Below are 14,700 nucleotides of genomic sequence, written 5' to 3'. Positions count from 1 at the left end.
CCTATTTCATTTAAATATGCGCTCTAGCCACTATTAGAATGGTTAAATTAAAACCAGCTCGATTAATATTCAACCAAAAGCGTTTCATGAAGTTATAAAGATAAATACCTCAAACAAACAATGCTGGTTATTCTTTTTCCTAAATGCTCTGATGAATAATTTAGAAAAGAGTAATTTAATACCATTTGTAACAATAGGCACAATAATATTGTGTCTATATAAAAATTGGAATAGGTAAATAGAGTTTTCAATGATGAGTAACAGTTGGAATTAAATCCGACGAAAAGACACTTTAGGCACTATTCCACTTTGTTGTTAATACGTACTTGAGAGAGGTCGAAAGAAACTTAGCACGTTAACGTATGACAATACCCATAAAAGGAACAAGCTTAATCACTTCACAAACCATCACCCTACTGGGAGCATGGATAAATCACTCAAAATAATTTAATGTAAAACCATAAAGAAAAGCCAGTATGATATTACGATTTCTTTGCCAACTAAAAGTTTAATAATAGTTATACATGCCAAAAGGAAATATCCCTATTGACGCCAACTTTTAACCACTAATTAATTATGGTTAATAACCAGAAAAAGACCCACCAAGAAAACATTCTCACAATAAAATAAGGGGTATTAGGTGGCTTATATATAATTCGCTCTGTAAAACAGGTCACTGCAGGTCTAAGTCTTGCTCTACCTCATTTTTTGGAAAAATGAAATTAATATTTTTGTAATTTATACATAGATTGAAATTTACAGTTCTGAACAAGTTAAAGCTTGCTAATTTAACAATTTGGTACTTTAATTCACGCTTTAGTATCTAAGTTCCAATATCACTGCATTTTGTAAGTTAATTGTTTCAAATGATAATGAATTGTTAACAAAGTTTTTCCTTTTTGTTTGACGTCATTTCACGTGCAATTTTCTTCAAAGCGAAGTGATTGATCTATGTATTTGGATACTTCGTATTTTAAGTATTGTCTTTGAATTTATTCTGGTTGTGAGTTCCAGGGAGGACAAATGAAAATAAAATGTAACATAAAAGTTGCATTAATATTAACATCAGTCATCGGGCTGATTTTATTAGGCGTACTATTCTTCGGTAGTAACATGGTGTTATTCGATCCTAAGGGACCCGTTGGTCAAGCTCAGGAATCGTTGATTATCACTTCTGTTTTACTCATGGCCATCATCATTGTTCCGGTGTTGTTCATGTGCGTGTACTTCCCGTACAAGTACCGCTCTTCTAACAAAGAGGCTGAGTACAAACCAAACTGGGAGCACTCCACTAAAATCGAAGTGATAGTCTGGGCTGTTCCTTGTCTTATCATTTTGGCATTGGGTTGGATTACTTATGAAACGTCCCACTCTCTTGATCCACGCCGTGAAATCGAGTCAGACAAGACACCTCTAACTATCCAAGTTGTTTCCATGAACTGGAAATGGTTGTTCATCTACCCTGAACAACAAATTGCAACTGTAAACGAAGTTGCTTTCCCAGCCGATCGTCCTGTGGAGTTTCTCGTTACTTCTGACACCACAATGAATTCGTTTTTTATTCCCCAGCTTGGTAGCCAAATCTACGCAATGGCGGGAATGGAAAATCGCGTCAACTTGATGGCTACAGAAGAAGGCGTCTACCGCGGTATGTCTGCTAACTACAGCGGTTTCGGATTCGCAAACATGCACTTTAAGGCTCATGCCGTTAGTGAGTCTGGTTTTGACGAATGGGTGAACAAAGTGAAATTGTCCGAGCAAGTGCTGAATGACACTAGCTACGACGCTTTGACTGCTAATGCAAAAGAGCAGATCAAAAAATACCACCCTGTGACCTACTACTCTTCTGTCGATCCACTGCGATTCAAAGATATCATCGAGAAACATTCAGGAGCTCAAAATGGCCTATAAAGGCGACGTACATGCCGAACCTGATTTAATATTCGGAAAACTAAACTGGGACGTCATTCCGTACACTGACCCAGTTATTTTGCCCGTTATGATTGCCGCGATCCTTGGTGGTCTCGGTCTGCTAGGTTTGATTACCTACATGGGTAAATGGAAATACTTGTGGGCTGAATGGTTAACCTCTGTTGACCACAAGAAAATCGGTATCATGTACATCATCGTTGCGCTAGTCATGATGGTTCGGGGCTTTTCCGACGCCATATTGATGCGTTCGCAGCAAGCATTAGCTACGGTAGATGCCTCGTATCTGCCCCCCGAACACTACGACCAAATTTTTACGGCTCACGGCGTAATCATGATTTTCTTCGTGGCCATGCCTTTGGTTGTCGGTTTGATGAACGTTGTTGTGCCTCTTCAAATTGGTGCGCGCGACGTTGCTTTCCCATTCCTAAACTCCTTGAGTTTCTGGTTATTCGTTGTAGGTGCAATCCTAATCAACCTTTCTTTGTTCGTTGGTGAATTCGCTTCGACAGGTTGGTTGGCATATCCGCCTCTTTCAGGAATGGAATACAGCCCGTGGGTTGGTGTGGATTATTGGCTCTGGTCGCTCCAGATCTCTGGTATCGGTACGCTTCTAACAGGTGTTAACTTCGTTGTTACTATCTTGCGTATGCGTGCTCCAGGTATGAAGCTGATGCAAATGCCAGTATTCACTTGGACGTCTTTGTGTGCCAACGCACTCATCATCGTTGCTTTCCCTATTCTTACCGTTACGCTGACACTTCTGACTCTTGACCGCTACATTGGTACGCATTTCTTTACCAATGACATGGGCGGCAACCAGATGATGTACGTGAACTTGATTTGGGCATGGGGCCACCCAGAGGTATACATTCTGGTTCTACCAGCGTTTGGTATCTTCTCGGAAATCTGTGCAACGTTCTCTCGTAAACGACTGTTTGGTTATACGTCTCTTGTATGGGCGACGGCAGTAATCATGGTTCTTTCGTTTGTCGTTTGGCTACACCACTTCTTTACCATGGGGGCCGGGGCAAGTGTTAACGCCTTCTTCGGAATAGCCACCATGATAATATCCATACCCACCGGGGTTAAGATATTTAACTGGCTCTTCACCATGTATAAAGGACGTGTAGAGTTCACGGCAAGTATGTGGTGGACAATGGCATTCCTTGTTACCTTCACCATTGGTGGTATGACAGGTGTAATGCTCGCGGTACCTGCTGCAAACTTTGTACTACACAACAGCTTGTTCGTAATCGCTCACTTCCACAATGTAATCATTGGTGGTGCAGTATTCGGTTACTTTGCTGGCTTTACATATTGGTTCCCTAAAGCAACTGGCTTCAAACTGAACGAGAAGTGGGGCAAGGTTTCTTGTGCACTTTGGACTATCGGTTTCTTCGTTGCCTTTATGCCGGTATACGTACTTGGTTTCAACGGCATGACTCGCCGTCTAAATGCAACAGACAACCCAGAGTGGGCACCATTACTTATGATTGCTGCATTCGGTGTTGCCATCATCGCAGCTGGTATTGCCGCTCAGTTCTACCAAGTCTTCATCAGTATTCGTGACCGTAAGCAAAATATGGACGAAACAGGTGACCCTTGGAATGGTCGTACTCTTGAGTGGGCGACGTCTTCTCCACCTCCATTCTACAACTTTGCAACTCTGCCAAAAATTCATGACAGAGACGAGCACCACTACCGCAAAGAACATGGAATGGCGTATCAAAAACCTGACCGCTACAAGCGAATCCACATGCCAAGTAACACTTGGGCAGGTGTAGTAATCAGCTTCTTCTCGCTGATTATGGGCTTCGCATTTGTATGGCATATCTGGTGGATGGTTGTTGTTGGCTTCCTTGGCATGATCGTGTCTTGGATCGTATACAGCTTCCAGCGCAATAAAGATTACTACGTTGAAGTTTCTGAAGTTGAGGCAATTGAAGGTCCTCATCTAGACAAGGTTTATCAGGAACGTCCTGAATTTAACCCAGCGTCGAAAGAAACTGACACGAAACCTGCATCCCCAGCGGTTTAAGGATTTAGGAGATAATATGACTGCACATGATAAATCAGTGCTGGACAATGGTGGTCACGATGATCATGACCACCATGATTACGCTGGCGACACAATCTTTGGCTTTTGGATTTATATCCTAAGCGACTGTTTGTTATTCGGTACGTTGTTTGCCACATTTGCTGTTTTCTCAAATAGCTTTGCTGGCATCGTAGAACCAAGTGAACTATTCAACCTGTGGTTTGTAGCGGGCGGTACCGCTTTGCTACTGCTTAGTAGTTTCACCTTCGGCATGGGTATGCTGAAAGCGAAAGAGCGTGATGCGAAAGGCATGTGGTTCTGGCTTTGGACAACCTTTGCTTTAGGTCTGGGCTTCTTGATTATGGAACTTTATGAGTTCCATCACTTCAGCGCAGCAGGTGCAACGTTTGACAGCAGTGCATACTGGTCGTCTTTCTATGCACTAGTAGCCACGCACGGTTTGCACGTTTTCGCTGGTTTGATTTGGATGATCGTTTTGTATTTCCACTTTAAACGAGATGGCTTTACTGAAGACAACGAAGCGCGTCTGTCTTGCTTAAGCTTGTTCTGGCACTTCCTAGATGTAATCTGGATTTGTGTGTTTAGTGTGGTTTATCTAATGGGAGTGATGTAATGGCACAGACTGCAGAACACGGTCATGGCGGTCAAGCACATGGCAGCGTTAAAGAATATGTAATGGGTCTTATTTATTCCGTCTTACTCACAGTGATCCCATTCGCTATGGTAATGATGGATATAGGCTCTCCACAGTTGAAAATCGGCGTTATCTTGATCTGTGCTGTTGCGCAAATTTTGGTTCAGCTGGTGTTCTTCTTGCACATGAATACCTCTTCCGAGCAGATGTGGAACACGACCTCGGCAGTATTCGTGGTCGTCTTAGTTGCCATCATATTAATTGGTTCGCTTTGGATTATGGAACACCTGAACCACAATATGCTGATGGGTCACTAATCGGAATACATAATGATTTCGAACTATTTACAACTCACTAAACCTGGCATTATCCGCGGCAACCTAGTTGCTGCGGCTGGTGGCTTCTTTCTGGCCTCTCAAGGCCAGATTGACTGGGCCCTTTTCCTTGCCGTGTGTTTAGGTACGACATTCATCGTTGCGTCAGGCTGCGTTTTCAATAACTTCATCGATAAAGACATCGATGCCAAGATGAAGCGCACTTGCCAACGTGAGCTAGTACAAAAAGTCGTCCCAGTGTCCAATGCTTTAGCTTGGGCTACCATTCTGGGTATTGCAGGGTTTTCTACTCTGTTTTTCTTCACCTCTACCGTCGCTTTCTGGTTCGGTGTTCTTGGGTTTGTTGTGTATGTTGGCTTCTACAGCCTTTACTACAAAAGGCACTCTGTACATGGAACGTTAATCGGTGGCTTGTCTGGTGCTTGTCCTCCGGTCATTGGGTATTGCGCAGTAACCAACCAATTGGATCTTGGTGCTGCAATTGTGTTCCTTACCTTTTGTATTTGGCAGATACCACACTCATACGCAATCGCCATTTATCGTTTCGATGATTACAAAGCGGCATCGATTCCTGTATTGCCGATTAAAGAAGGTGTAGATAAAGCGCGTACTCATATCATGGGTTATATCGTTGCTTTTGCTATCGCTTCTTTAGCTCTAACTTACTTAGGCTATGCCGGTAGTTGGTATGCTTTAGGTATGGGTCTGGTCAGCATGTACTGGTTGTACTTAGCGAAAGTAAGTTTTCAAAAAATGCCTACCGAGCAATGGGGTAAGCAACAAATGCTGTTCTCTATCGTTTGTATTATGGTGTTCTGCATTTTGATTTCTATCGACTTCTCTCCGTCAGAAATCCATGAAACTCAACAAGCATCGGTGAACATACTTCAACTCAAGGAATTCATCTAATGATTCGAAACCCAGTGAAGATAGTATTAGCATTGGGTGTCCTTGCTCTGGCAGGTATTCTTGCACTCTACGTGGACAATACAACGCTCCCTATAGGAGAGAAGCCTCGCCAGTTCAAAGACTTAGGTGGAAAATTCCACTTAAACAGTGCTAGTGGCTCTGTCGACCTTGACGAATATAAAGACAAGGTTGTTGTTTTGTACTTTGGTTACCTAAATTGTGCTGAAGTTTGCCCTTCATCAATGGGGGTAATGTCTGCATCGTTCAAATACCTATCTGAAGAGATATACGATAAGACGCAAGGGTTCTTTGTGAGCGTCGACCCAGAGCGAGACGACTTAGAATCAATTAATGAGTTTGCACAGTATTTCGACAAACAAATTTTGGGTTTAACTGGCACAGAAGAAGAGATTCAAACCATTACCGATCAATACGGTGTTTATATTGATTTGGTTGACATGTCATCGTCTGAGCTTGCCTATACAGTAGACCACGCTTCCCGGTTTTATATCATCGACCCTGCAGGTCAGCTCGTTGACTCTCTAAGCCACAGTACAACGCCTATCGAGCTAGCGGCTCGTATTGAGAGAGCGTTGGAAGAGTACAATTCAAATACCGGAAATGCTTCATGAAATTAGCCAAAATTGGCATTGTGTGTTTTATCGCATTTTTGCTGGCTTTTTCCGTCGCCTACTACGAAAAAACCAAAAAGCCTTTCTATCAGCCTGATCCTTTACCATCAAGTGAAGTTCAGCGCTTAACGGACAAGGCTTACGTCGATTACGCTCGAATCAAAGCCACAATTCCAGGCATTAAAGTGACGTCAGGTTATCTGAACATCACAAATAAAGGTGCAGATACAATTCGCTTTACGCACGTCGAGACCGATGCTGCGAAGCATACTGAATTCCACCGTATGTTCTTACGCGACAGCCGAATGGCAATGCGAAAAATAGAGGTGATTGAAGTCAAACCTAACGAGACTTTCAAGTTAGAGCCCAACGGATATCACTTAATGCTAATGGGATTAACTCAGCGTTTTAAAGCGGGTGAAACCATAAAAGTCACATTGATACGCGATAACGGAGAGCGCTATACTCTCGACTTTCCTGTTATGGCTGTCAAAGCAAAATAGTTTGAAGATACATCTGAATACCAAGGAGCATGCATGAAACCTACGTTAGTTCTGCTTTCTGGCTCGCTCGTGTTTTCCCCTGCTCTCGTTGCAGAAGAAGCACCTGTGACGACATCAATGGACATCATTGCAACCGAGCAAGCTCTACCATGTGCAGAAGAATTGCGAGAGCTTGCACGCTCCAGCTTAAAAAAGAACCCACACCGTATGCTCGCATACAAAAGCGACTCTAACGATATACATTTGTTCAACGCTTTAGCCGTGACCAACTACCGCGATAGAGACAGCCATGTGACATTCCACGGTATAAAAAATGCCAATGGAACCTGTGACACCTCGGTAACCGAAAGCTATGTGTTGCAAACACCTTGTGCAGATGCGCGTCACGAAGCATTTAGTAAGTGGGACTTCCAAGGAAAACTCACCGACAGAACACTAGTACTCAACAGTAAACGAGTGGCCGGTAAACAAGCATTTTTAACCGATCAGTTTACAACTCTATGCTTAGTCACCACTCGACAACTCGTTAAAAACTAACGGTTAAAGTTAAGTAATTCCAGCTGCTCAATACAGATTTATCTAAAGAGCAGCGTAAAGCTTCCTACCTGCACTACTTAACGCCCCCAATTTAGGCAACAAAGCCCCACTACTCTATTCAGCGTGAGTTTGTTGAGTATTATTTATTCGCCCTTGAGCTTATAAATAAACTACACTTTTATCTATAACTAATAATTAGGGCAAGCCCAAATCAACATCATTGGACCTATACATTTAAACATGGAAAGGGCAATGCGACATCATCTCACAATTTTTCTATCACTATCACTGACCAGTTGCTATACCGATGGACACTGTACTTTAGTCCCAAGGACGGATAACGGTAAAATAGAAATAGTGTGCTCAGCTCTTGAAGATATCACGCAAGATACCCCAACCACATCCGATGAAAATGACGTGCCTCCAACATCGGAGGACTCCGAAAGTACTCCCCAACAACCAGAACTTGTGGAGCCTAACCCGGAAGTAGAGCCTGAACCTGAGCCAGAGCCTGAACCTGAACCTGAACCAGAGCCTGAACCCGAACCTGAACCAGAGCCTGAACCCGAACCTGAACCTGAACCAGAACCAGAGCCTGAACCAGAGCCTGAGCCATCACTGTCAGAGATTTCTGAGATATCAATTTCTGGGGATATGGTTCCAGGTTCGACCATCATCCCAACGATTAGCTGTACTGAATGTGCAGGAACAACATTCTATCGGTGGCTTATTGATGATGTAGAAGTGAGTACAAGCCCGCAGTATCTTTTCACTCTATCTGATTTTGAAAAAACGCTAACCCTTGAGGTTAAAGTAACAGATTCTAATGGGACAATTTCTGATACGAGCTTTGCGAAATTCAAGCGAACACATGTAAGTAACATTATTACGAACCCTTTCGCTTATGCCGCACTTATGAATGACAAGAGTGTTGTAACTTGGGGAATCGCAAATAATGGGGGAAACTCAAGTTCAGTTGCTTCTCAGTTAACCGATATAGATTCAATAGTCGCTGGCTACGGCTCTTTTGCTGCGATAAAAACCGATGGAAGCGTAGTAACTTGGGGGCTGACATCCAGTGGGGGAGATTCTAGTTCAGTCAAAGATGACCTCACCAACGTAACGGCAATCACTTCAAACAACCATGCTTTTGCAGCATTGAGATCCGATGGAACAGTCGTAACCTGGGGGAATAGCTCGCGAGGAGGTGACAGCAGTGCCGTCCAATTGAACTTAACCAATGTAACCGAAATTGTTAGCACGGAGTTTGCGTTCGCCGCGAGAAAATCTGATGGAACAATTGTCGTGTGGGGTGATCCACTACGAGGTGGTGATTTAGAGGGCTTATCTCTTTCTAACATTACTCGTGTCATCGGTGGTAAGTATGCTTTTGCCGCGATAGACCAAACAAATACCGTTTATTTTTGGGGTCTTGACTCTGCCGGAGGTTTACCGATTTCTGCAATTCCAAATTATGCAGCATCAGGCGTCTCAACTATCATCGGTAATGACCTTTCCTTCGCCATGATCAAGACAAACAAAGAGCTGACAGCACATGGCTTTAATAACTACGGTGGCGATATGGATACGCTCGCCAATCGCATAACAAATACTTCCTCTGTTTACGGCTCAAGATTTGGGTTCGCTGCATTGCTGGAAGATGGCTCCGTCGTAGGTTGGGGTTCAATTGATGACGTTCTATATGGCACGGCAGCGAAACCAAATTTTTACACCCCGACTGTTACCAATATTTCAACGATTACAACAACACGAGATGCGTTTGCTGCTCTCGAAACCACTGGTACAGTTGTGACCTGGGGAGATGCCGATGATGGTGGTGATAGTACATCCGTTACGGCAGAATTGGTCAACGTTTCATCAATACATTCCGCTCGAAGTGCATTTGTAGCATTAAAAGAGGACGGCAGTGTTGTCACTTGGGGAGATACTAGTAGAGGTGGTGATAGCTCGTTGAATTTGACGGGTACCTTGGCAAATATCGAAAGCGTATATAGCTCTCTTTACGCATTCTCGGTTATCACAGAGCAAAAAGACATAGTCACATGGGGGCTACTTTCCCACTCCGATATCAGTTCAGTGATAAGTAGTCTTGAACCCACAGTGGAACGAATAGAAACATCATACGATTAGCTCCATCGTAAATATTTTCAAATGCAATATGAGTACACTCAAATAGTTGTGAGAAATCATTTATTTAGACAATTCTAATTAGTCAAAAATCTCCATCAGTATTTAAACTTTGCAAATAGAAAAACTGTCCACCAAAAAAAATAAGAGCCTGATTTAAAACAAAAAATAAACCAACACCTTTTGCCATAAATTTTATTATTTAGCACCAGATTCAAATTGTAGGGTTTTAGGTTCATCTGACTAAAATAAGGTAAGAAAACCACTAACACATTAACCAATTGTTTTTAAATAAAAAATATCAGACATCACAACAAAACCATCCAACAAGGTCAATATCCCACAAAACTTCAAGATTTAGCTGTATTGAAGAAGGTATTATTGAAGCCGATAATACTTGGGTTGGGAACATTCCCTATTGGAATGATAGTCCCCTACTTTCCCTTCAACACCTTAATCAATCTGGGTTTATACCCTACCCAAAGCCAGAACTCTGTTTCTGGCTTTTTAACGTGATGTAAGTAAAGAATAACCAGCCCGGCTTGAGCTTTAAGAAAAATTTGATGGCTATAATCTTTAATGATTTCTCGGATGTCAGTGGAAACTAAATTTGATGTATCTTTCTTAAGGTTTGTTCTTATAGACGACGAGCAAGATATTCGTCTATTCCACCTTGGAAAGGTTAAACAATTAATCCAAACTGGTTAACAACTGGAATCTAAAGACGTATCCCCTAGCGCTAAAAAAGCCAGTATCGATGCTCGAACAGAACGGTTGGCTTTTTCATTGCGCTCAAAAAACCGTCTATTTTTCACAAACCACAGATCAATTTCGAATGCTAATCGTACAAATAACAAATAGTTGCCGTCCGTTTCTTTTATTAACAACCAGTGAGAAAAATGAAGATTATTGAATTGTAGCTCTGCCTGCATATGTTACTAATGCGTTATTTCCCCCGTACAATACCAACCTCAAATTTCGCTGTATATTTAGTCTCAGCTTTCAGCTACACTTCTCCGCTTTGCCGAAAAGCTTGAAAAACAAAGTCGTGCGGATAGCCCTCTATTCTCATGGTTCTTGAGCTACTGCATGTCCGACATTAAGCTCAATCAGAAACTCAATATTGTGTATTCATTTCAACGGAAGACACATAGAAAGCACAAAGATTTATACCGACAAATTGGAAACCGAAGCGAAACTTCAATCGAAAAAATATGACTAACAGCACCTACTACCCTCCTTTATCATCACTCTTATTCTTGATGTTTTGCTTAGCTTACGCGCAAGGGTTTTACACGCTTGTAGAAAGCTCTGTATGGGTAGGTTTTTTCCTTACGCTCGCTCTGCCAGCTTTATTTTGGTCATTTGTAAAACCCGTTGATAATGCACGTGAACTCAAACGTATTTTTTTGCTAGAAACCAGCTTTAACCTACTCTGCTTTTTGCTTTTAACAGGCATCATTGGTTTAGGCAGCTTCGATATTGGCATGAAAACATTCATCATTGCCCACACCGTAGGCTTCCTGTACGTACAATGGAAAAAACAGGCACATTCTTCGTTCTTTTTGTCGGCATACCTCGCGATATCCATATACCTTTGGCTTGTAAGCGGAAAAGAAACATACCTGAATGAGAATGGCTCTATCATACTTTTTGGCACCAGCGTGCCTTGGCAGCTCATCGTGCTCTATTGCGCATGGGTACTGCAAATGTTGCTAGTAGAATATAAGTGGGTACTCCCTAAGCTCACCTTACTGATCACCCAAACAGCTTCTATTGCGGTCGCCATTTACGCAGATGACTTCTTTCATGCACGAATTGTTACGTCCAGCCACTTAATGTTCTTAAGTTTATGTTTTCACATGAAAGACAGAGATTGGGGAGGACGCAACTTTATGGTGGCACCCGCGTTAACGCAACACATCATAAAACCCGATGTTCAATACGGTATTACCGCAGTACTCGTTGTTATTTCAGCGTGCACATCATTCAGTTTGTTTTTCTGGCGTTGATATAATCTCTAAAAGCATTTGAGGCAGTGATGCGCTCGCCTCGCTATCACAGATAAACGTGCATTTCTTAAATTTTCCATAAACTTACACCAACGTATCTTTTACTTTATTTCCTCAAAACTTTGCATCTACCGCCTGCTGTAACTACATTTTTACTATAACCAATATAAAAACTGATGCGTATTTATTATGCCTACTCTGAGAATATGGATTTTTCTCATAAGTTTGTTGCCTACTTCTGTTTTTGCTGCAAAAGATCCTGAGTTTGCTGCCAAAAAAAGTGAATCTATCGCCTTCTATTATGGGGCGATAGATTCTGTCAGAGAGCTCATTAATTATGACCGCGTTGTCGTCACACCCACACTAATCTCAGATCGGAACATTAAAGCCTTGCACAAAGCCAACACTCGCGTTTTTGCTTATTTGAGTGTCGGAGAGCTAAGCGGTCAAACCATACCTAAGTCTTTGATACGTTCAGTTAAAACAAAGAACAAAAACTGGAACAGTCATGTCATGGATTTGTCATCCAAACCATGGCAACAGCACTTACTCTTAGAGGCTGAGAATTACAGTAAACGAGGGTTTGACGGTATATTTCTTGACACACTAGACAGTTACTTTTTATTCGCGCATACAGAAACGCAAAAAACACATCAGCAAGCCGCCCTTATCGACATCATTCGCTCACTAGCAAAAACCTCCGACTCACCAGAAATATTAGTTAACCGAGGCTTTGAGGTGCTGCCTAGCGTGACATCAAAAATTGCTGGCGTCGTCGCAGAGTCTCTTTACTACGGGTACAAGCCAACCAATCAACAATACGTAAAAATGAGCTCTTCTGACTCCAATTGGTTAAGCAAAAAACTTAAACCCATAAAAAATTCGGGATTAGAGGTCATAGTGATCGACTATCTCCCAGCAAGCCAGAGAGACGAGCAGCGAAACGCCGCAAAAAAGCTTCTGAAGGAAGGCTATACACCTTACATCAGTGACGGAATGCTTTATCAGTTCGGCATAAGTACAATAGAGCCCATTCCAAAGCGTGTGCTTGGAGTATATGACAGCAGCTTTGAAACCTATACGCAGTCCCGATGCCATCGAATGTTCTCAATGCCAATTGAATACAATGGATATGTGCCGGAATGTATGGATGTCAACCAGCCTCAATTCACTGATCTTGATTTAACCCGTTATGCAGCCATCTTTTTTTGGCTTGAACAAGAAACTTACACCAGCACACCGCTACTCACCGACTGGATAAGAAGCGCACTTAACCGTATTCCTATTTTATTCATCAAAACGCTGCCTCAGGATCAAGATCTTCTGATCAAGATGGGGTTAAAACAAGATGGATTTCTATCAGGTAAATTAGACATATCTCGCGGTAATGAATGGCTTTCAAACCACTACCCTTTGCCTCTTAGTGAGTTTGAGCGCTACCCCAAATGGCAGCCCACTGATAAAAACATCACACCTTTAATTCAAATCACAGATTCAACCGGACGCTCTTCCACATTGATGTTTAAAGCCAAGTGGGGCGGTGCTTCACTTAGTCCGTTACCTGTATTAAACCTTGCAAATCAGCGAGAAACTTGGCTTATAGACCCCTTTCAAATGATGGACAAACTGCTTGATCTTCCTGATATTCCTATCGCTGACGTCACCACAAATTCTGGGCGACGGATTTTGACGAGCCACGTCGATGGTGATGGCTTCCCATCGGTAAGTTGGTTTCCGAAAAAGCAATATACCGCCGAGACGCTATACCAAAAGGTGTTCAAACAATTTAAGTTGCCTCAAACCGTTTCTATCATTCAAGGCGAGATATCCAAAGAGGGTATTTTCCCCTCTAAAAGTGCCGAATTAGAAGTCATCGCAAAAAAAATATTTGCCTTACCCAACGTTGAGATTGCCTCTCACACCTTTAGCCACCCATTCTTTTGGGATAAAAGACAAACCGTTGAAGAGAAAATATATGGAGATAATCTTCCTATTGAAGGCTACAAATTAGATTTTCACAAAGAAATCAAAGGTAGCGCCGACTATATAAATCAACGTCTAGCCCCGAAAGGCAAACAGACCAAACTCATGCTCTGGTCAGGCGTTGCAAACCCGACAGAAAATGTACTTAGGATTGCGGAAGACGCAAACTTACTCAACGTGAATGGTGGAAATACATTTTTAGTCAATGGCGGAGGGAAATTTGCGCCTATATCACCCACCATTGCTTGGTATACAAGCGCAGTACAAGTCTATGCGCCCGTTCTAAATGAAAATATGTATACCAACCTATGGACAGAACATTTTGATGGGTATCAACGTGTTTTAGAGACATACAAACTAACAGGCGAACCGCGCCGCATAAAAAGTGTCAGTATTTACTATCATATGTATTCCGGTGCTTACCCTGCCTCTTTAAAAGTGATCATCAACCTGCACGAGTGGGCAGCAAAACAAACGTTAATTCCTCTTTATCTGAGCGATTACGCCCAACAAGCACAGTCCTTATACGAAACAGGTATAGCCAAAACATTGGATGGAGATTGGCTTGTTAGCAGTACAGGGATCCGAAGTGTGCGATTTAACGACACAAGCTTTATACCCGATATACAACTCAGCCAATTGGCAGGATGGAACAAAGGACCAGACGGTAACTACTTCATTCTCACATCACCAAAAACAAGATTCGTCGAAAGATCGCAAAAGAAAAACCAAACAAGACTCGTTCACTCAAATGGAAAAATCCTTAAATGGGAAACAGCACAATGTACGAAAGGTAACTGCACACAGTCATATAAAGTGCATTGGGAAATTGAAAGCTATGTGCCTTTAGAAATGGTCATTGCCAATGCTGCGCAGTGTCAGTTGCAAACAACACTGCCTTTTGAAACTCAAACTATCAAAAAGAATCGCACCAAATATTTAATGAAAACGTCTGGCTATGTGAGTGGGTCTCTTACTTGCCCCTAAATATGAACGCTAAAAGACTCAGGAGCGCA

The 14,700-nt window shown here is 42.3% G+C and carries 11 protein-coding genes; all 11 read left to right on the top strand.

Annotated features, from left to right (window positions below; translation table 11 throughout):
- Window positions 1–1,023 precede the first annotated feature (1,023 nt).
- Window positions 1,024–1,911, top strand: a complete 888-nt coding sequence (gene cyoA, locus Q8W40_RS03335; protein WP_305395874.1) for a ubiquinol oxidase subunit II — start codon at window positions 1,024–1,026, stop codon at window positions 1,909–1,911.
- Window positions 1,912–1,939: 28 nt separating this feature from the next.
- Complete coding sequence (gene cyoB, locus Q8W40_RS03330; RefSeq protein ID WP_201797035.1) at window positions 1,940–3,970, top strand: cytochrome o ubiquinol oxidase subunit I; 2,031 nt, start codon at window positions 1,940–1,942, stop codon at window positions 3,968–3,970.
- Window positions 3,971–3,986: 16 nt separating this feature from the next.
- Window positions 3,987–4,604 carry a cytochrome o ubiquinol oxidase subunit III gene (gene cyoC / locus Q8W40_RS03325; RefSeq protein ID WP_305395873.1) on the top strand — a complete coding sequence of 206 codons (618 nt, stop codon included), beginning with the start codon at window positions 3,987–3,989 and terminating at the stop codon, window positions 4,602–4,604.
- Entirely contained in the window at window positions 4,604–4,942 is a 339-nt protein-coding gene (cyoD, locus tag Q8W40_RS03320) for a cytochrome o ubiquinol oxidase subunit IV (protein ID WP_101115180.1), read from the top strand. The genes cyoC and cyoD overlap by 1 nt, the downstream gene beginning before the upstream one ends.
- Before the next feature lie 12 nt (window positions 4,943–4,954).
- A complete protein-coding gene (gene cyoE / locus Q8W40_RS03315; RefSeq protein ID WP_101115179.1) occupies window positions 4,955–5,869 on the top strand; it encodes a heme o synthase in 915 nt (304 codons plus the stop codon).
- Window positions 5,869–6,501, top strand: coding sequence for an SCO family protein (locus Q8W40_RS03310; RefSeq protein WP_101115178.1), 633 nt, complete (start codon window positions 5,869–5,871; stop codon window positions 6,499–6,501). Before cyoE ends, Q8W40_RS03310 begins: the two co-directional genes overlap by 1 nt.
- The gene (locus Q8W40_RS03305) at window positions 6,498–7,004 is read left to right on the top strand and encodes a copper chaperone PCu(A)C (RefSeq protein WP_101115177.1); all 507 of its coding nucleotides are present in this window, start codon (window positions 6,498–6,500) and stop codon (window positions 7,002–7,004) included. The genes Q8W40_RS03310 and Q8W40_RS03305 overlap by 4 nt, the downstream gene beginning before the upstream one ends.
- 33 nt (window positions 7,005–7,037) lie before the next feature.
- Window positions 7,038–7,541, top strand: coding sequence for a hypothetical protein (locus Q8W40_RS03300; RefSeq protein WP_305395872.1), 504 nt, complete (start codon window positions 7,038–7,040; stop codon window positions 7,539–7,541).
- Window positions 7,542–7,793: 252 nt separating this feature from the next.
- Window positions 7,794–9,692 carry a hypothetical protein gene (locus tag Q8W40_RS03295; RefSeq protein WP_305395871.1) on the top strand — a complete coding sequence of 633 codons (1,899 nt, stop codon included), beginning with the start codon at window positions 7,794–7,796 and terminating at the stop codon, window positions 9,690–9,692.
- 1,211 nt (window positions 9,693–10,903) lie between these two features.
- Window positions 10,904–11,701 carry a hypothetical protein gene (locus tag Q8W40_RS03290; protein WP_305395870.1) on the top strand — a complete coding sequence of 266 codons (798 nt, stop codon included), beginning with the start codon at window positions 10,904–10,906 and terminating at the stop codon, window positions 11,699–11,701.
- Between the two features lie 189 nt (window positions 11,702–11,890).
- Window positions 11,891–14,671 carry an endo alpha-1,4 polygalactosaminidase gene (locus tag Q8W40_RS03285; RefSeq protein ID WP_305395869.1) on the top strand — a complete coding sequence of 927 codons (2,781 nt, stop codon included), beginning with the start codon at window positions 11,891–11,893 and terminating at the stop codon, window positions 14,669–14,671.
- The last annotated feature ends 29 nt before the right edge of the window (window positions 14,672–14,700 follow it).

It is taken from the genome of Vibrio penaeicida, from assembly GCF_030689305.1.
Taxonomy (GTDB): Bacteria; Pseudomonadota; Gammaproteobacteria; order Enterobacterales; family Vibrionaceae; genus Vibrio; species Vibrio penaeicida_B.
Note: the sequence above shows the minus strand (reverse complement) of the source record. Positions and strands in the feature narration are given on the sequence as shown.

What these genes read in the sequence shown, in the direction of transcription:
- cyoA (WP_305395874.1), top strand. Translation starts at nt 1,024, where the DNA reads ATGAAAATAAAATGTAACATAAAAGTTGCATTAATATTAACATCAGTC.
- cyoC (WP_305395873.1), top strand. Translation starts at nt 3,987, where the DNA reads ATGACTGCACATGATAAATCAGTGCTGGACAATGGTGGTCACGATGAT.
- cyoD (WP_101115180.1), top strand. Translation starts at nt 4,604, where the DNA reads ATGGCACAGACTGCAGAACACGGTCATGGCGGTCAAGCACATGGCAGC.
- cyoE (WP_101115179.1), top strand. Translation starts at nt 4,955, where the DNA reads ATGATTTCGAACTATTTACAACTCACTAAACCTGGCATTATCCGCGGC.
- Q8W40_RS03310 (WP_101115178.1), top strand. Translation starts at nt 5,869, where the DNA reads ATGATTCGAAACCCAGTGAAGATAGTATTAGCATTGGGTGTCCTTGCT.
- Q8W40_RS03305 (WP_101115177.1), top strand. Translation starts at nt 6,498, where the DNA reads ATGAAATTAGCCAAAATTGGCATTGTGTGTTTTATCGCATTTTTGCTG.
- Q8W40_RS03300 (WP_305395872.1), top strand. Translation starts at nt 7,038, where the DNA reads ATGAAACCTACGTTAGTTCTGCTTTCTGGCTCGCTCGTGTTTTCCCCT.
- Q8W40_RS03295 (WP_305395871.1), top strand. Translation starts at nt 7,794, where the DNA reads ATGCGACATCATCTCACAATTTTTCTATCACTATCACTGACCAGTTGC.
- Q8W40_RS03290 (WP_305395870.1), top strand. Translation starts at nt 10,904, where the DNA reads ATGACTAACAGCACCTACTACCCTCCTTTATCATCACTCTTATTCTTG.
- Q8W40_RS03285 (WP_305395869.1), top strand. Translation starts at nt 11,891, where the DNA reads ATGCCTACTCTGAGAATATGGATTTTTCTCATAAGTTTGTTGCCTACT.